Below are 18,023 nucleotides of genomic sequence, written 5' to 3'. Positions count from 1 at the left end.
TAACTCCCTAAAATAGTTCGAGTTGCAGGAAGGCGGCAAGCTCGAGAATTCCCGGGAGCTTACATCAGTAAGTGACCGGGATGAGCGAGTGAAGGCAACGCGCCTGCGGCTCGAAATATGAAGGGGAGAGCCCTTATAGACCAGGTAGTATCACGTTTGGTTAGGGGGCCTGTATATGGCCCCCTTTTTCACTTTTATATCTGTGCGGTTTGATGCCGGGCAGATCAAATCTTTCGAGGATTTTAGAATGGCTGAAATTACCGCATCCCTGGTAAAAGAGCTGCGTGAGCGTACCGGCGCAGGCATGATGGATTGCAAAAAAGCGCTGACTGAAGCGAATGGCGACATTGAGCTGGCAATCGAAAACATGCGTAAGTCCGGCGCTATCAAAGCGGCGAAAAAAGCAGGCAACGTGGCTGCTGACGGCGTAATCAAAACCAAAATCGACGGCAACGTCGCTTTCATTCTGGAAGTTAACTGCCAGACTGACTTCGTGGCTAAAGATGCTGGCTTCCAGGCATTTGCTGACAAAGTGCTGGATGCCGCTGTTGCTGGCAAAATCACTGACGTAGAAGTTCTGAAAGCACAGTTCGAAGAAGAGCGCGTTGCTCTGGTAGCGAAAATTGGCGAGAACATCAACATTCGTCGCGTCGCTTCCCTGGAAGGCGACGTTCTGGGTTCTTACCAGCACGGTGCGCGCATCGGCGTTCTGGTTGCCGCTAAAGGCGCTGACGAAGAGCTGGTTAAACAGCTGGCGATGCACGTTGCGGCAAGCAAGCCGGAATTCGTTAAGCCGGAAGACGTGTCTGCTGACGTGGTAGAGAAAGAGTACCAGGTACAGCTGGACATCGCGATGCAGTCCGGTAAGCCGAAAGAAATCGCAGAGAAAATGGTTGAAGGCCGCATGAAGAAATTCACCGGCGAAGTTTCTCTGACTGGTCAGCCTTTCGTCATGGAACCGAGCAAATCTGTTGGCCAACTGCTGAAAGAGCACAACGCTGACGTGACTGGCTTCATCCGCTTTGAAGTGGGCGAAGGCATTGAGAAAGTCGAGACTGACTTTGCAGCAGAAGTTGCTGCGATGTCTAAGCAGTCCTGATTTTCCTGAGGAGCCGCCTGAGGGCGGCTTCTTTTTGCGCCTCTCTTGTAAAATCAGCCGACGCCTGGCGTCTGCGCTGAAATGCGACGTACAATGTCGCCGGAATTAACTCATATCAATCGTTGACAGTCTCAGGAAAGAAACATGGCTACCAATGCAAAACCCGTCTATAAACGCATTCTGCTTAAATTAAGCGGCGAAGCTCTGCAGGGTACGGAAGGCTTCGGTATTGATGCAAGCATACTGGATCGTATGGCTCAGGAGATCAAAGAACTGGTTGAACTGGGTATTCAGGTTGGTGTGGTGATTGGCGGTGGTAACCTGTTCCGTGGCGCGGGTCTGGCAAAAGCGGGGATGAACCGCGTTGTGGGCGACCACATGGGCATGTTGGCCACCGTCATGAACGGCCTGGCAATGCGTGATGCGCTTCACCGCGCCTATGTGAACGCCCGCCTGATGTCGGCAATTCCTTTAAACGGCGTGTGCGACAACTACAGTTGGGCCGAGGCGATTAGCCTGCTGCGTAATAACCGTGTTGTGATTCTGTCTGCAGGTACGGGTAACCCGTTCTTCACTACCGACTCTGCGGCCTGTCTGCGCGGGATCGAAATTGAAGCGGATGTCGTACTGAAAGCGACCAAAGTGGATGGCGTATTCACTGCCGATCCGGCAAAAGATCCTTCCGCGACCATGTACGATCAGCTGACCTACAGCGAAGTGCTGGATAAAGAGCTGAAAGTGATGGATCTGGCGGCGTTCACGCTGGCTCGTGACCACAAACTGCCGATTCGTGTTTTCAACATGAACAAACCAGGCGCGCTGCGTCGTGTGGTGATGGGCGAAAAAGAAGGGACGTTAATCACGGAATAATTCCCGTGAGCGCCAAATACGGGTAAGATTCTGTTCTATTGACGGGTCTTATTACCTGGCAGAAATTAAACGAGACTATACTTAGCACATCTTTGTATTGTGTGACCGTCTGGTCTGACTGAGACTAGTTTTCAAGGATTCGTAACGTGATTAGCGATATCAGAAAAGATGCTGAAGTACGCATGGAAAAATGCGTTGAAGCGTTCAAAACCCAAATCAGCAAAGTGCGCACGGGTCGTGCTTCTCCCAGCCTGCTGGATGGTATTGTCGTAGAATACTATGGCACTCCGACCCCGCTGCGTCAGTTGGCAAGCGTAACGGTAGAAGACTCCCGTACCTTAAAAATTAACGTGTTTGACCGTTCTATGGGGCCAGCCGTTGAAAAAGCGATCATGGCGTCAGACCTCGGTTTGAATCCAAGCTCTGCGGGCACCGACATTCGCGTTCCGCTGCCGCCGCTGACCGAAGAACGTCGTAAAGATCTGACGAAAATTGTCCGTGGCGAAGCGGAGCAGGCGCGTGTCGCCGTTCGTAACGTCCGTCGTGATGCGAACGATAAAGTAAAAGCTCTGCTGAAAGATAAAGCGATCAGTGAAGATGACGATCGTCGCTCTCAGGAAGAAGTACAGAAAATGACCGACGCGGCAATTAAGAAAGTTGATGCGGCGTTGGCAGATAAAGAAGCAGAACTGATGCAGTTCTGATTGATCTGTACGCAGATATAAACTCATTCCACCGCTAACCTGGCGGATGAGTGGTGTACAAAGCGCCGCGCAGAAGACATTATCAGGTCTCCTGTGCGGCGTTTTGCTTTTTATTCCGTTTCAACACTTCTGGACGTTTCATGAAGCAATTAACCATTCTGGGCTCGACCGGCTCTATTGGTTGCAGCACACTGGACGTGGTGCGCCATAATCCTGATAGCTTCCGCGTTATCGCGCTGGTGGCGGGTAAAAATGTCGCCCGCATGGCGGAGCAGTGCCTGGAGTTCTCGCCGCGTTATGCCGTGATGGATGATACGTCGAGCGCAGAACAGCTCAAAATAATGCTTCAGCAGCATGGCAGCCGCACCGAGGTTCTGAGCGGTCAGCAGGCTGCCTGTGAGATGGCGGCGCTTGATGAGGTCGGGCATGTGATGGCGGCCATTGTGGGCGCGGCTGGTTTACTGCCGACCCTGGCGGCGATTCGCGCAGGGAAGACGATTCTGCTGGCGAATAAAGAATCGCTGGTGACCTGCGGGCGGCTGTTTATGGACGAAGTAAAACGCAGCAACGCCCGGCTTTTACCCGTCGATAGCGAACATAACGCGATTTTTCAGAGTTTGCCGCAATCTATTCAGCATAATCTGGGATACGCTGACCTTGAGCAAAATGGCGTAACGTCGATTTTGCTTACCGGGTCTGGTGGCCCGTTTCGTGAAACGCCAATGTGCGATCTGGCAGCGATGACGCCGGATCAGGCATGTCGTCATCCGAACTGGTCGATGGGGCGAAAAATCTCCGTCGACTCCGCCACCATGATGAATAAAGGTCTGGAATACATTGAAGCGCGTTGGTTATTTAATGCCAGCGCACGTCAGATGGAAGTGTTGATCCATCCGCAATCGGTCATTCATTCGATGGTGCGTTATCAGGACGGCAGCGTCCTGGCGCAGCTTGGAGAACCTGACATGCGTACGCCTATTGCGCATACGATGGCATGGCCGAATCGCGTCACGTCCGGCGCGCAGCCGCTCGATTTTTGCAAACTCAGCGCGCTGACGTTTAGCGCGCCAGATTATCAGCGTTATCCTTGCCTGAAGCTGGCGATGGAGGCGTTTGAGCAAGGTCAGGCGGCAACGACGGCGCTCAATGCGGCAAACGAAATCACCGTTGCCGCGTTTCTGGCGCAACAGATTCGTTTTACCGATATCGCCGGGCTCAATTTAGCGGTGCTGGAGAGGATGGATTTACACGAACCGGCAAGCGTTGATGACGTATTGCAGGTTGACGCCATCGCGCGTGAAGTAGCCAGAAAACAAGTGATACGGCTCTCACGCTGACGATTATCCCGCGACAGAAGATCGTGCTATTTGTTAGCGTTGGGCTTCGGTGATATAGTCTGCGCCACCTGATCGCAGGTTTTTGGCTTTTTTCGGTCAGGTTAGCCGTGGTTTTACACGGCTTTTTTGTGGATACACAAAATCATTCAGGACGCATCGGGACGGCAGGCGGATACGTTCCCGGCGTGCGCAGACAGCGCACGACAGGGGCGATGACGCGCAGTCATCCGCGAAGCGGAGCGAAGAGAATGTGTATAAAGGCTTCAGTATTCCTGAGTACCGCTAAATCCTTTCAGGGACAAAAAACGCGTTATGTTGTCTGCAACTCAACCAGTAAGCGAAAATTTGCCAGCACATGGCTGCCGTCATGTTGCCATAATTATGGATGGCAATGGTCGCTGGGCGAAAAAGCAAGGGAAGATCCGGGCCTTTGGGCATAAAGCCGGGGCGAAGTCCGTCCGGCGAGCGGTCTCTTTTGCTGCCAATAACGGTATTGATGCGTTAACGCTGTATGCCTTTAGTAGTGAAAACTGGAACCGACCGGCGCAGGAAGTGAGCGCGTTAATGGAGCTGTTTGTGTGGGCGCTGGATAGCGAAGTCAAAAGCCTGCACCGCCATAACGTTCGCCTGCGTATTATCGGCGATATCAGCCGATTCAACTCACGTTTACAAGAACGTATTCGCAAATCAGAAGCGCTTACCGCCCATAATACGGGTCTAACGCTGAATATCGCTGCGAATTACGGCGGACGTTGGGATATTGTCCAGGGAGTCCGACAACTGGCGGAACAGGTGCAGGCTGGAGTGCTGCGCCCCGATCAGATTGATGAAGAGAGACTAGGCCAGCAAATCTGTATGCATGAGCTGGCGCCTGTGGATTTAGTAATTAGGACTGGGGGAGAGCATCGCATTAGTAACTTTTTGCTTTGGCAAATTGCCTATGCCGAACTTTACTTTACGGATGTTCTTTGGCCCGATTTCGATGAACAAGACTTTGAAGGTGCGCTGCATGCCTTTGCTAATCGAGAGCGTCGTTTCGGCGGTACCGAGCCTGGTGATGACAAAGCCTGATGGGGGTCGCTTTTGCTGAAGTATCGCCTGATTTCTGCTTTTGTGTTAATACCCGCGGTCATCGCTGCGCTTTTTTTATTGCCGCCGGTGGGGTTCGCCATTATTACGCTGGTTGTCTGTATGCTGGCCGCGTGGGAATGGGGGCAGTTAAGCGGTTTCGCCGCGCGTTCACAGCGGGTTTGGCTGGCGGTGCTGTGTGGTCTGTTATTGGCGCTGATGCTATTTTTGTTGCCTGAGTATCATCACAACATTCGTCAACCGCTGGTTGAGATGTCGCTTTGGGCATCGTTAGGATGGTGGGTTGTCGCGCTACTGCTGGTGCTATTTTATCCCGGTTCGGCGGCAATCTGGCGCAACTCAAAAACATTGCGTCTCATTTTCGGTTTGTTAACTATTGTGCCATTTTTCTGGGGCATGCTGGCGCTGCGCGCCTGGCACTATGACGAGAATCATTACAGTGGCGCAATATGGCTACTCTATGTCATGATCCTGGTCTGGGGAGCGGACTCTGGCGCGTATATGTTTGGTAAATTATTTGGCAAACATAAGCTGGCGCCGAAGGTTTCCCCGGGTAAAACCTGGCAAGGGTTTATCGGCGGGCTTGCTACGGCTGCCGTGATCTCATGGGGTTACGGTATGTGGGCGAATCTGAATGTTGCGCCTGTTATCTTGCTGATTTGCTCTGTAGTGGCGGCTCTGGCTTCTGTACTGGGCGACCTCACCGAGAGTATGTTTAAGCGCGAAGCAGGAATTAAGGATAGCGGCCACTTGATTCCAGGCCATGGCGGCATTCTGGACCGAATTGACAGCCTGACGGCTGCCGTACCGGTCTTTGCTTGCCTGTTGTTACTGGTGTTCAGGACGCTCTAACGGAAGGTTTTATGCTGAGTATTCTCTGGAATCTGGCTGCATTCATCATCGCACTGGGCGTGCTGATCACTGTGCATGAATTTGGTCATTTCTGGGTTGCCCGGCGCTGTGGTGTGCGAGTTGAGCGCTTTTCCATCGGTTTTGGCAAAGCGCTCTGGCGTCGTACCGATCGGTACGGCACCGAGTATGTCATCGCCCTGATCCCGCTGGGCGGCTACGTCAAAATGCTGGATGAGCGCGCCGAACCGGTAGCGCCGGAATTGCGTCGTCACGCCTTCAATAACAAAACGGTGGGCCAGCGCGCCGCAATTATTGCCGCAGGTCCGGTTGCGAACTTCATTTTTGCTATCTTTGCTTACTGGCTGGTCTTTATCATCGGCGTCCCTGGCGTTCGTCCGGTCATTGGCGAAATAACGCCCAACTCGATTGCTGCGCAGGCGCAAATTGCGCCTGGTACGGAACTTAAAGCCGTTGATGGTATCGAAACCCCTGATTGGGATGCCGTGCGTTTACAACTGGTGTCCAAAATTGGCGATCAGCAGACGACGGTGAGCGTCGCGCCGTTTGGTAGCGACCAGCGGCAGGATAAAACGCTTGATTTACGTCACTGGGCATTTGAGCCTGATAAGCAAGATCCTGTATCTTCTTTAGGGATTCGGCCCCGCGGGCCACAGATTGAACCGGTACTGTCAGAAGTGCAGGCGAATTCCGCAGCCAGTAAAGCGGGTTTGCAAGCGGGCGACAGGATCGTTAAAGTCGATGGTCAGCCGTTAACGCAGTGGATGAAATTCGTGACGTTTGTACGCGATAATCCCGGTAAGCCGTTAGCGTTAGAGATTGAAAGGCAGGGGAGCGCCTTGTCGTTGACGTTAACGCCGGATACGAAATCGGTTAACGGAAAGGCGGAAGGGTTTGCAGGCGTGGTGCCTAAAATTATTCCTCTGCCGGAAGAGTACAAGACTATACGCCAGTATGGGCCTTTTAGCGCCATCCTAGAAGCCACGGATAAGACGTGGCAGTTGATGAAGCTGACGGTCAGTATGCTGGGTAAATTGATAACCGGTGATGTGAAACTGAACAACCTCAGTGGGCCGATTTCTATCGCTCAGGGGGCTGGGATGTCAGCGGAGTTCGGGGTGATTTATTACCTGATGTTCCTTGCGCTAATCAGCGTGAACTTAGGGATAATTAACCTGTTTCCGCTGCCCGTTCTTGACGGGGGTCATCTGCTGTTCCTGGCGATTGAAAAGCTTAAGGGCGGGCCGGTATCCGAGCGGGTTCAAGACTTTAGTTATCGCATTGGCTCGATTTTGCTGGTGTTGTTAATGGGGCTTGCACTTTTCAATGATTTCTCTCGGTTGTAAGAGAGTTAGTTAGGAAGAACGCATAATAACGATGGCGATGAAAAAGTTGCTCATAGCGTCGCTGCTGTTCAGCAGCGCCACCGTATACGGTGCTGAAGGGTTCGTAGTGAAGGACATTCATTTCGAAGGCCTGCAGCGAGTCGCCGTTGGTGCGGCTCTCCTCAGTATGCCGGTGCGCACAGGCGACACGGTTAATGATGAAGATATCAGTAACACCATTCGCGCTCTGTTCGCCACCGGCAACTTTGAGGACGTCCGCGTCCTGCGCGATGGTAATACCCTTCTGGTTCAGGTAAAAGAACGTCCGACCATTGCCAGCATCACTTTCTCCGGGAACAAGTCGGTGAAAGATGACATGCTCAAGCAAAACCTCGAAGCGTCTGGCGTACGTGTTGGCGAGTCTCTGGATCGCACCACGCTGTCTGATATCGAAAAAGGTCTGGAAGACTTTTACTATAGCGTAGGTAAATACAGCGCCAGCGTTAAGGCGGTCGTCACGCCGCTGCCGCGCAACCGTGTTGATCTTAAACTGGTGTTCCAGGAGGGCGTATCGGCGAAGATCCAACAGATCAACATCGTCGGTAACCATGCCTTTAGCACCGAAGAACTCATTTCTCATTTCCAGTTGCGTGACGAAGTGCCGTGGTGGAACGTCGTCGGCGATCGTAAATACCAGAAACAGAAGCTGGCGGGCGACCTTGAAACCTTGCGCAGCTACTATCTGGATCGCGGCTACGCGCGTTTCAATATTGACTCCACGCAAGTGAGTCTGACGCCGGATAAGAAAGGGATCTACATCACCGTCAATATCACCGAAGGCGATCAGTACAAGCTTTCCGGGGTTCAGGTGAGCGGTAACCTGGCCGGACATTCCGCTGAAATTGAGAAACTGACGAAAATTGAACCGGGCGAGCTCTATAACGGCACCAAAGTGACCAAAATGGAAGATGACATCAAAAAGCTTCTGGGTCGCTATGGTTACGCCTATCCGCGCGTGCAGTCACAGCCTGAAATTAACGATGCTGACAAAACCGTAAAACTGCGCGTAAACGTCGATGCGGGCAACCGTTTCTACGTGCGTAAGATCCGCTTTGAAGGCAACGACACCTCAAAAGATTCCGTTCTGCGCCGTGAAATGCGCCAGATGGAAGGGGCGTGGCTGGGCAGCGACCTGGTTGACCAGGGGAAAGAGCGTCTGAACCGTCTCGGCTTCTTTGAAACCGTCGACACCGACACGCAGCGCGTTCCGGGTAGCCCGGATCAGGTTGATGTGGTGTACAAGGTGAAAGAGCGCAACACCGGTAGCTTTAACTTCGGTATCGGTTACGGTACAGAAAGCGGCGTTAGCTTCCAGGCCGGCGTTCAGCAGGACAACTGGTTAGGTACTGGTTATTCCGTGGGGATTAACGGCACCAAAAACGACTACCAGACCTACAGCGAACTGTCCGTTACTAACCCATACTTTACCGTTGACGGCGTGAGCCTCGGTGGTCGTATCTTCTATAACGACTTCCAGGCGGACGATGCGGATCTATCCGACTATACCAACAAGAGTTACGGTACGGATGTGACGCTTGGCTTCCCCATCAACGAGTACAACACGTTGCGTGCTGGTTTAGGGTATGTGCATAACTCCCTGTCCAATATGGAACCGCAGGTTGCAATGTGGCGTTATCTGGCATCAATGGGTCAGTATCCGAGTACTAATGATCAGGATAATAGTTTTAGCACTGATGACTTCACCTTTAACTACGGCTGGACCTACAACAAACTAGACCGTGGTTACTTCCCGACGGAAGGTACGCGTATCAACCTGACGGGTAAGGTGACGATTCCGGGATCGGATAACGAATACTATAAAGCGACGTTGGATACCGCGACCTATGTACCGATCGATAACGATCATAAGTGGGTCATTCTGGGCCGTACCCGCTTTGGTTATGGCGATGGTTTAGGCGGTAAAGAAATGCCGTTCTATGAGAACTTCTATGCCGGTGGTTCCAGTACCGTTCGTGGCTTCCAGTCCAATACCATTGGTCCTAAGGCGGTCTATTATCCCTATAACCCTAAAAATTACGATGCTGATGAAGACTACGATTGCGCGACGCAGGACGGCGCAAAAGATATGTGTAAGTCGGATGATGCGGTAGGGGGTAACGCGATGGCGGTCGCCAGCCTGGAATTTATCACGCCGACGCCGTTTATCAGCGAGAAATATGCTAATTCGGTCCGTACTTCTTTCTTCTGGGATATGGGGACCGTCTGGGATACTAACTGGGATTCCAGCCAGTATTCTGGTTATCCGGACTACAGCGATCCGAGCAACATCCGTATGTCCGCGGGTATCGCATTACAATGGATGTCCCCATTGGGGCCGTTGGTCTTCTCCTACGCCCAGCCGTTTAAAAAGTACGATGGAGACAAAGCCGAGCAGTTCCAGTTTAACATTGGTAAAACCTGGTAATTGTTCACTGCAAAGGAATGCATTGGTAGTGTAGCGATGACTTTTGGCGATGCCCCCAGGGATCGCCAGGCCACGCAAAGAGCTGTACCTTCGGGTGCAAATGGGATGGTAAGGAGTTTATTGTGAAAAAGTGGTTATTAGCTGCAGGTCTTGGTTTGGCGATGGTAACGTCCGCACAGGCTGCTGACAAAATTGCAATCGTCAACATGGGTAATCTGTTCCAACAGGTTGCGCAGAAGACGGGTGTATCCAATACACTGGAAAACGAATTTAAAGGCCGTGCGGCTGAACTGCAAAAAATGGAAACCGATCTGCAATCTAAAATGCAGCGTCTGCAATCCATGAAAGCAGGTAGCGATCGTACTAAGCTGGAAAAAGACGTGATGTCTCAGCGCCAGACTTTCGCGCAAAAAGCGCAGGCTTTTGAGAAAGATCGCGCTCGTCGTTCCAACGAAGAACGCAACAAACTGGTGACTCGTATCCAGACTGCGGTGAAAAAAGTGGCTAACGACCAGAGTATCGATCTGGTGGTAGACGCAAACACCGTTGCTTACAACAGCAGCGATGTGAAAGACATCACCGCTGACGTACTGAAACAGGTTAAATAAGTAATGCCTTCAATTCGACTGGCTGACTTAGCAGAACAGTTGGATGCAGAATTACACGGTGATGGCGATATCGTCATCACCGGCGTTGCGTCCATGCAATCTGCAACAACAGGCCACATTACGTTTATGGTGAATCCTAAGTACCGTGAACACTTAGGTTTATGCCAGGCTTCTGCGGTTGTCATGACGCAGGACGATCTTCCTTTTGCTAAGAGTGCGGCGCTGGTAGTTAAAAATCCCTACCTGACCTACGCGCGCATGGCGCAAATTTTAGATACTACGCCGCAGCCCGCGCAGAATATCGCGCCAAGCGCCGTGATTGATGCGACGGCAACGCTGGGTAGCAATGTTTCAGTCGGCGCGAATGCGGTGATTGAATCTGGCGTACAACTGGGCGATAACGTGGTTATCGGCGCAGGCTGTTTCGTCGGAAAAAATAGCAAAATCGGGGCGGGTTCACGCTTGTGGGCGAACGTAACGATTTACCACGACATTCAGATCGGTGAGAATTGCCTGATCCAGTCCAGTACGGTGATCGGCGCGGACGGTTTTGGCTACGCTAACGATCGTGGCAACTGGGTGAAGATCCCACAACTGGGCCGGGTCATTATTGGCGATCGTGTCGAGATCGGCGCTTGTACCACCATTGACCGTGGCGCGTTGGATGATACTGTTATTGGCAATGGCGTGATTATTGATAATCAGTGCCAGATTGCACATAACGTCGTGATTGGCGACAATACGGCAGTTGCCGGTGGCGTCATTATGGCGGGTAGCCTGAAGATTGGCCGTTACTGCATGATTGGCGGCGCCAGCGTGATCAATGGGCATATGGAAATATGCGACAAAGTCACGGTAACTGGCATGGGTATGGTGATGCGTCCCATCACGGAACCGGGCGTCTACTCCTCAGGCATTCCGCTGCAACCCAACAAAGTATGGCGTAAAACTGCTGCACTGGTGATGAACATTGATGATATGAGCAAGCGTCTCAAAGCGATTGAGCGCAAGGTTAATCAACAAGACTAACGTTCCGCCTTGTAGTTGCCATTCTTTTCCGGCCTGTCACATTCATACGATTGCGGCAGGCCGTGTTATTATTGCCTTTTTGTATATTTGGACAGGAAGAGTATTTTGACTACTAACACTCATACTCTGCAGATTGAAGAGATTTTAGAGCTTCTGCCGCACCGTTTTCCGTTTTTACTGGTCGATCGCGTGCTGGACTTTGAAGAAGGTCGTTTTCTGCGTGCGGTGAAAAATGTCTCCGTCAACGAGCCGTTTTTCCAGGGACACTTCCCGGGCAAACCGATTTTGCCAGGCGTGCTGATTCTGGAAGCGATGGCGCAGGCAACCGGTATTCTGGCGTTTAAAAGCGTTGGGAAACTGGAACCTGGCGAACTGTATTATTTCGCGGGTATTGATGAAGCGCGCTTTAAGCGTCCGGTGGTGCCAGGCGATCAGATGATCATGGAAGTCACTTTCGAGAAAACGCGCCGTGGCCTGACCCGCTTTAAAGGGGTTGCGCTGGTCGACGGTAAAGTTGTGTGCGAAGCAACCATGATGTGTGCTCGTAGCCGGGAGGCCTGATTCGTGATTGATAAATCCGCCTTTATTCATCCTACCGCCATTGTGGAAGACGGCGCTGTAATTGGCGCTAATGCCCACATTGGTCCCTTTTGTATTGTTGGGCCGCAGGTCGAAATTGGTGAGGGAACCGTACTGAAGTCTCATGTGGTCGTGAATGGTCAAACCAAAATCGGCCGCGACAACGAGATTTATCAGTTTGCCTCCATCGGTGAAGTGAACCAGGATCTGAAATATGCGGGTGAGCCGACCCGTGTGGAAATTGGCGATCGTAACCGCATCCGCGAAAGCGTCACCATTCATCGTGGTACAGTGCAGGGCGGTGGGTTGACGAAGGTGGGTAGCGATAACCTGCTGATGATCAATGCGCATGTCGCACATGATTGTACGGTAGGTAATCGCTGTATCCTCGCCAACAACGCCACGCTGGCGGGGCACGTATCAGTCGATGATTTTGCGATTATCGGCGGTATGACGGCAGTTCATCAATTCTGCATTATCGGTGCGCATGTGATGGTCGGCGGCTGCTCCGGCGTGGCGCAGGATGTCCCTCCGTATGTGATTGCGCAGGGTAACCATGCGACGCCGTTCGGGGTAAATATCGAAGGGCTGAAGCGTCGCGGCTTTAGCCGTGAAGGGCTGGTGGCGATTCGTAATGCCTACAAACTGTTGTACCGCAGTGGTAAAACGCTCGACGAAGCGAAGCTGGAAATCGCTGAACTTGCTGAAAAGCATCCGGAAGTGAAGGCGTTTACCGAGTTCTTTGAGCGTTCAACGCGTGGTCCGATTCGTTAATGGCGGCACAGCGTCCTTTAACGATTGCCTTGGTCGCCGGTGAAACGTCCGGCGATATTCTTGGCGCAGGCTTAATTCGTGCGCTGAAAGCGCGCGTACCCAACGCCCGTTTTGTGGGCGTTGCGGGGCCGCGTATGCAGGCCGAAGGGTGTGAAGCCTGGTACGAGATGGAAGAGCTGGCGGTCATGGGCATTGTTGAAGTGCTCGGACGTTTACGCCGTTTGTTGCATATCCGCGCCGATCTGACCCGCCGTTTTACCGAACTCAAGCCCGATGTCTTTGTCGGGATTGATGCCCCTGATTTCAATATTACCCTCGAAGGTAATCTGAAAAAACAAGGGATTAAGACCATTCATTATGTCAGCCCGTCCGTTTGGGCCTGGCGACAGAAACGCGTTTTCAAAATAGGCAGATCCACCCATATGGTGTTGGCTTTTCTGCCTTTCGAAAAAGCGTTTTACGATAAATTTAACGTCCCGTGCCGCTTTATCGGTCACACCATGGCGGATGCCATGCCGCTGGACCCGGATAAAAATGCGGCGCGCGACGTGCTGGGTATCCCGCATGACGCCCATTGTCTGGCGCTACTGCCAGGCAGCCGTGGCGCGGAAGTGGAAATGCTCAGCGCCGATTTCCTGAAAACCGCACAATTGCTGCGACAGCGCTATCCCGATCTGGAAGTGGTAGTGCCGCTGGTGAACGCGAAACGCCGCGAGCAGTTTGAAAAAATTAAAGCGGAGGTTGCGCCGGATCTCGCCGTTCATTTGCTGGACGGCATGGCGCGCGAGGCGATGATCGCCAGCGACGCGGCTCTGCTGGCCTCGGGTACGGCGGCACTGGAGTGTATGCTGGCAAAATGCCCGATGGTAGTGGGATATCGTATGAAGCCCTTCACTTTCTGGCTGGCGAAACGTCTGGTGAAAACGGAGTATGTGTCTTTGCCTAACCTGCTGGCGGGAAGAGAATTAGTCAAAGAGCTGTTGCAGGAAGAGTGCGAACCGCAAAAACTCGCCGAAGCGCTGTTGCCGCTACTGGCGAACGGTAAAACCAGCCATGCGATGCACGACACCTTCCGTGAACTGCATCAGCAGATCCGCTGTAATGCCGATGAGCAGGCGGCAGATGCCGTCCTGGAGTTAGCACAATGATCGAATTTGTTTATCCACACACCCATTTAGTGGCGGGTGTGGATGAAGTGGGCCGTGGCCCGCTGGTGGGCGCCGTAGTGACCGCCGCCGTGATCCTCGATCCGGCGCGTCCGATCGTCGGTCTGAATGATTCCAAAAAATTGTCTGAAAAGCGTCGTCTGTCATTGTATGACGAGATTAAAGAAAAGGCGTTAAGCTGGAGTCTGGGACGCGCGGAAGCGCATGAAATTGATGAGCTGAATATTTTGCACGCCACCATGCTCGCCATGCAGCGCGCTGTCGCTGGTCTGCATATTGCGCCAGAATATGTGCTGATCGACGGCAATCGCTGTCCGGAGCTGCCTGTGCCGTCAATGGCCGTGGTGAAAGGCGACAGCCGCGTGGCGGAGATTAGCGCGGCGTCTATTCTGGCGAAAGTCACCCGCGACGCAGAAATGGCGGCGCTGGATATCGTTTTTCCTCAGTATGGCTTTGCGCAGCACAAAGGCTATCCAACCGCTTTTCATCTGGAAAAGTTGGCCCAGTATGGCGCGACGGCGCACCACCGACGCAGTTTTGCGCCTGTTAAACGCGCTCTGGGACTTGTGTCCTGACTCTTGTATCGAGAAATCTGAAGATGTCTGAACCACGTTTCGTTCACCTGCGGGTGCACAGCGACTACTCTATGATCGATGGGCTGGCGAAGACCGGGCCGCTGGTGAAAAAGGCGGCCTCATTAGGTATGCCTGCGCTGGCGATCACCGATTTTACCAACCTCTGCGGTCTGGTGAAGTTCTACGGAGCGGGTCATGGCGCGGGCATTAAACCCATCGTCGGGGCGGACTTTAACGTTCACAACGAACTGCTGGGAGATGAGCTGACTCATCTGACGGTACTGGCGGCGAATAATACGGGATACCAGAACTTGACGTTGCTGATCTCGAAAGCGTATCAGCGCGGCTACGGCGCGGCAGGCCCGATTATCGAGCGCGACTGGTTGGTAGAGCTTAAAGAAGGTTTGATTCTGATTTCCGGCGGACGCATGGGCGACGTAGGCCGCTGTCTGCTACGCGGCAACCAGGCGCTGGTGGAGGAGTGCGTTGCTTTCTATGAAACGCATTTTCCCGATCGCTACTTCCTGGAACTGATCCGTACCGGCAGACAGGACGAAGAGACCTATCTCCATGCTGCGGTTGAACTGGCTGAGGCACGTGGTTTGCCGGTTGTCGCGACAAACGATGTCCGTTTCCTTGAAAGCGATGATTTTGACGCCCATGAGATTCGTGTCGCGATCCACGACGGTTTCACGCTCGACGATCCTAAACGTCCACGCAATTATTCACCGCAGCAGTATATGCGCAGTGAAGAAGAAATGTGCGAGCTGTTCTCCGATATTCCGGAGGCGCTGGAAAATACGGTGGAGATTGCCAAACGCTGCAACGTAACGGTGCGTCTGGGTGAATATTTCTTGCCGCAGTTCCCGACCGGCGATATGACCACCGAAGATTATCTGGTCAAAAAAGCGAAAGAGGGGCTGGAAGAGCGTCTGGCTTTCCTGTTTCCGGACGAAGAAGAGCGCAAAAAGCGTCGCCCGGAATATGACGAGCGTCTGGATATTGAACTACAGGTTATCAACCAGATGGGGTTCCCTGGCTACTTCCTCATCGTGATGGAGTTTATCCAGTGGTCAAAAGATAACGGCGTGCCGGTAGGGCCGGGACGTGGTTCCGGGGCTGGTTCGCTGGTGGCCTACGCGCTGAAAATTACCGACCTTGATCCGCTGGAATTTGACCTGCTGTTCGAACGTTTCCTGAACCCGGAACGTGTCTCGATGCCTGACTTCGACGTTGACTTCTGTATGGAGAAACGCGACCAGGTGATTGAACACGTCGCAGATATGTACGGGCGTGATGCGGTATCGCAAATTATCACCTTCGGTACGATGGCGGCGAAAGCCGTTATCCGCGATGTGGGCCGCGTGCTGGGGCATCCGTACGGTTTTGTCGATCGTATCTCGAAGCTGGTGCCGCCCGATCCGGGCATGACGCTGGCAAAAGCCTTTGAAGCGGAACCGCAACTGCCGGAAATTTACGAGGCGGATGAAGAGGTCAGAGCGCTGATCGATATGGCGCGTAAGCTCGAAGGCGTCACGCGTAACGCCGGTAAGCACGCTGGCGGCGTGGTCATCGCGCCGACCAAAATTACCGACTTTGCGCCGCTGTACTGCGATGAAGAGGGCAAGCATCCGGTTACCCAGTTTGATAAAAGTGACGTGGAATATGCCGGGCTGGTGAAGTTCGACTTCCTCGGTTTGCGTACGCTGACCATCATCAACTGGGCGCTGGAGATGATCAACAAGCGGCGCGAGAAAAACGGCGAGCCGCCGCTGGATATCGCCGCCATTCCGCTGGATGACAAGAAAAGCTTCGACATGCTGCAGCGCTCGGAAACCACGGCGGTCTTCCAGCTTGAATCGCGCGGCATGAAAGATCTGATCAAACGTCTGCAGCCGGACTGCTTTGAAGATATGATCGCACTGGTGGCCCTGTTCCGTCCCGGCCCGTTGCAGTCAGGGATGGTAGATAACTTTATCGACCGTAAGCACGGTCGTGAAGAACTCTCTTACCCGGACGTTCAGTGGCAGCATGAAAGCCTGAAGCCGGTACTGGAGCCGACCTACGGCATCATTCTGTATCAGGAACAGGTGATGCAGATTGCCCAGGTACTTTCCGGGTATACTCTCGGCGGCGCGGATATGCTGCGTCGTGCGATGGGTAAGAAAAAGCCGGAGGAGATGGCCAAACAGCGTTCCGTTTTTGAAGAGGGCGCGAAAAAGAACGGTATCGACGGCGAACTGGCGATGAAAATCTTTGACCTGGTGGAGAAATTCGCCGGTTACGGGTTTAACAAATCGCACTCCGCCGCTTATGCGCTGGTTTCTTACCAGACGCTATGGCTAAAGGCGCACTATCCGGCTGAATTTATGGCGGCGGTGATGACTGCCGATATGGATAACACCGAGAAGGTCGTCGGCCTGGTGGACGAGTGCTGGCGGATGGGACTGAAAATTCTACCGCCGGATATTAACTCCGGATTGTACCATTTCCACGTTAATGATGAGGGCGAGATCGTCTACGGCATCGGCGCGATCAAAGGCGTCGGCGAAGGGCCGATCGAAGCGATCATCGACGCGCGTAATCAGGGCGGCTATTTCCGCGAGCTGTTTGATCTGTGCGCGCGGACCGACACCAAAAAGCTCAACCGCCGGGTGCTGGAAAAGCTGATCATGTCCGGGGCGTTCGACCGCCTGGGGCCGCACCGCGCCGCGCTGATGAACTCATTGGGCGATGCGCTGAAAGCCGCCGACCAGCACGCTAAAGCGGAAGCTATCGGTCAGGCGGATATGTTCGGCGTGCTGGCGGAAGAGCCGGAGCAAATCGAACAATCCTATGCCAGCTGCCAGCCGTGGCCGGAGCAGGTGGTGTTAGATGGGGAACGTGAAACGTTGGGGCTGTACCTGACGGGCCACCCCATCAATCAGTATTTAAAAGAAATTGAGCGCTATGTCGGCGGGGTAAGGCTCAAAGACATGCATCCGACAGAACGTGGTAAAGTCACCACGGCTGCGGGGCTCGTGATTGCCGCAAGGGTTATGGTCACCAAGCGCGGCAATCGTATCGGCATCTGTACGCTGGATGACCGTTCCGGGCGTCTGGAAGTGATGTTATTTACCGACGCGCTGGATAAATACCAGCAGTTGCTGGAAAAAGACCGCATACTTATCGTCAGCGGACAGGTCAGCTTTGATGACTTCAGCGGGGGGCTTAAAATGACCGCCCGCGAAGTGATGGATATTGACGAAGCTCGCGAAAAATACGCTCGCGGGCTTGCTATCTCGCTGACGGACAGGCAAATTGATGACCAGCTTTTAAACCGACTCCGTCAGTCTCTGGAACCCCACCGCTCGGGGACCATTCCAGTACATCTCTACTATCAGAGGGCGGATGCGCGTGCGCGGCTGCGTTTTGGCGCAACGTGGCGTGTCTCTCCGAGCGATCGTTTACTTAACGATCTGCGTGGCCTCATTGGTTCGGAGCAGGTGGAACTGGAGTTTGACTAATACAGGA

The 18,023-nt window shown here is 53.2% G+C and carries 15 protein-coding genes; all 15 read left to right on the top strand.

Annotated features, from left to right (window positions below; translation table 11 throughout):
• The first annotated feature begins 247 nt into the window (after positions 1 to 247).
• The 15 genes from tsf (at position 248) to dnaE (ending at position 18,016) form a co-directional block, all read left to right on the top strand.
• Entirely contained in the window at positions 248 to 1,099 is an 852-nt protein-coding gene (gene tsf / locus J4728_RS17065; RefSeq protein ID WP_000808106.1) for a translation elongation factor Ts, read from the top strand.
• Positions 1,100 to 1,243: 144 nt separating this feature from the next.
• Entirely contained in the window at positions 1,244 to 1,969 is a 726-nt protein-coding gene (pyrH, locus tag J4728_RS17060; protein WP_000224567.1) for a UMP kinase, read from the top strand.
• A 146-nt stretch (positions 1,970 to 2,115) separates the two neighbouring features.
• Positions 2,116 to 2,673, top strand: coding sequence for a ribosome recycling factor (frr, locus tag J4728_RS17055; protein WP_000622423.1), 558 nt, complete (start codon positions 2,116 to 2,118; stop codon positions 2,671 to 2,673).
• Positions 2,674 to 2,813: 140 nt separating this feature from the next.
• Complete coding sequence (ispC, locus tag J4728_RS17050) at positions 2,814 to 4,010, top strand: 1-deoxy-D-xylulose-5-phosphate reductoisomerase (protein WP_023891075.1); 1,197 nt, start codon at positions 2,814 to 2,816, stop codon at positions 4,008 to 4,010.
• A gap of 312 nt (positions 4,011 to 4,322) precedes the next feature.
• Positions 4,323 to 5,081, top strand: coding sequence for a (2E,6E)-farnesyl-diphosphate-specific ditrans,polycis-undecaprenyl-diphosphate synthase (gene ispU / locus J4728_RS17045; protein WP_000947413.1), 759 nt, complete (start codon positions 4,323 to 4,325; stop codon positions 5,079 to 5,081).
• A 12-nt stretch (positions 5,082 to 5,093) separates the two neighbouring features.
• Positions 5,094 to 5,951, top strand: coding sequence for a phosphatidate cytidylyltransferase (cdsA, locus tag J4728_RS17040; RefSeq protein ID WP_000922422.1), 858 nt, complete (start codon positions 5,094 to 5,096; stop codon positions 5,949 to 5,951).
• A gap of 11 nt (positions 5,952 to 5,962) precedes the next feature.
• Positions 5,963 to 7,315 carry a sigma E protease regulator RseP gene (gene rseP, locus J4728_RS17035; protein WP_000949017.1) on the top strand — a complete coding sequence of 451 codons (1,353 nt, stop codon included), beginning with the start codon at positions 5,963 to 5,965 and terminating at the stop codon, positions 7,313 to 7,315.
• A 31-nt stretch (positions 7,316 to 7,346) separates the two neighbouring features.
• Positions 7,347 to 9,779, top strand: coding sequence for an outer membrane protein assembly factor BamA (bamA, locus tag J4728_RS17030; RefSeq protein WP_001240931.1), 2,433 nt, complete (start codon positions 7,347 to 7,349; stop codon positions 9,777 to 9,779).
• 122 nt (positions 9,780 to 9,901) lie between these two features.
• Positions 9,902 to 10,387, top strand: a complete 486-nt coding sequence (gene skp, locus J4728_RS17025) for a molecular chaperone Skp (protein WP_000758966.1) — start codon at positions 9,902 to 9,904, stop codon at positions 10,385 to 10,387.
• A 3-nt stretch (positions 10,388 to 10,390) separates the two neighbouring features.
• A complete protein-coding gene (lpxD, locus tag J4728_RS17020; protein WP_001139265.1) occupies positions 10,391 to 11,416 on the top strand; it encodes a UDP-3-O-(3-hydroxymyristoyl)glucosamine N-acyltransferase in 1,026 nt (341 codons plus the stop codon).
• 105 nt (positions 11,417 to 11,521) lie between these two features.
• Entirely contained in the window at positions 11,522 to 11,977 is a 456-nt protein-coding gene (gene fabZ / locus J4728_RS17015; RefSeq protein WP_000210741.1) for a 3-hydroxyacyl-ACP dehydratase FabZ, read from the top strand.
• Positions 11,978 to 11,980: 3 nt separating this feature from the next.
• On the top strand, positions 11,981 to 12,769 hold the full coding sequence (gene lpxA, locus J4728_RS17010; protein ID WP_000565950.1) for an acyl-ACP--UDP-N-acetylglucosamine O-acyltransferase: 789 nt from the start codon (positions 11,981 to 11,983) through the stop codon (positions 12,767 to 12,769).
• Positions 12,769 to 13,917, top strand: coding sequence for a lipid-A-disaccharide synthase (gene lpxB / locus J4728_RS17005; RefSeq protein WP_000741216.1), 1,149 nt, complete (start codon positions 12,769 to 12,771; stop codon positions 13,915 to 13,917). The genes lpxA and lpxB overlap by 1 nt, the downstream gene beginning before the upstream one ends.
• Positions 13,914 to 14,510, top strand: a complete 597-nt coding sequence (gene rnhB, locus J4728_RS17000) for a ribonuclease HII (protein WP_000569412.1) — start codon at positions 13,914 to 13,916, stop codon at positions 14,508 to 14,510. Before lpxB ends, rnhB begins: the two co-directional genes overlap by 4 nt.
• A gap of 23 nt (positions 14,511 to 14,533) precedes the next feature.
• On the top strand, positions 14,534 to 18,016 hold the full coding sequence (gene dnaE, locus J4728_RS16995) for a DNA polymerase III subunit alpha (RefSeq protein WP_001294818.1): 3,483 nt from the start codon (positions 14,534 to 14,536) through the stop codon (positions 18,014 to 18,016).
• Positions 18,017 to 18,023 lie beyond the last annotated feature (7 nt).

This window comes from Salmonella sp. 32070601201500089SM, from assembly GCF_017573605.1.
Classification (GTDB): domain Bacteria; phylum Pseudomonadota; class Gammaproteobacteria; order Enterobacterales; family Enterobacteriaceae; genus Salmonella; species Salmonella enterica.
The sequence above is the reverse complement of the archived record's forward strand: the minus strand, read 5'-3'. Positions and strand labels throughout refer to the sequence as shown.

What these genes read in the sequence shown, in the direction of transcription:
- tsf (WP_000808106.1), top strand. Translation starts at nt 248, where the DNA reads ATGGCTGAAATTACCGCATCCCTGGTAAAAGAGCTGCGTGAGCGTACC.
- dnaE (WP_001294818.1), top strand. Translation starts at nt 14,534, where the DNA reads ATGTCTGAACCACGTTTCGTTCACCTGCGGGTGCACAGCGACTACTCT.
- rnhB (WP_000569412.1), top strand. Translation starts at nt 13,914, where the DNA reads ATGATCGAATTTGTTTATCCACACACCCATTTAGTGGCGGGTGTGGAT.
- rseP (WP_000949017.1), top strand. Translation starts at nt 5,963, where the DNA reads ATGCTGAGTATTCTCTGGAATCTGGCTGCATTCATCATCGCACTGGGC.
- lpxD (WP_001139265.1), top strand. Translation starts at nt 10,391, where the DNA reads ATGCCTTCAATTCGACTGGCTGACTTAGCAGAACAGTTGGATGCAGAA.
- ispC (WP_023891075.1), top strand. Translation starts at nt 2,814, where the DNA reads ATGAAGCAATTAACCATTCTGGGCTCGACCGGCTCTATTGGTTGCAGC.
- bamA (WP_001240931.1), top strand. Translation starts at nt 7,347, where the DNA reads ATGGCGATGAAAAAGTTGCTCATAGCGTCGCTGCTGTTCAGCAGCGCC.
- ispU (WP_000947413.1), top strand. Translation starts at nt 4,323, where the DNA reads ATGTTGTCTGCAACTCAACCAGTAAGCGAAAATTTGCCAGCACATGGC.
- pyrH (WP_000224567.1), top strand. Translation starts at nt 1,244, where the DNA reads ATGGCTACCAATGCAAAACCCGTCTATAAACGCATTCTGCTTAAATTA.
- lpxB (WP_000741216.1), top strand. Translation starts at nt 12,769, where the DNA reads ATGGCGGCACAGCGTCCTTTAACGATTGCCTTGGTCGCCGGTGAAACG.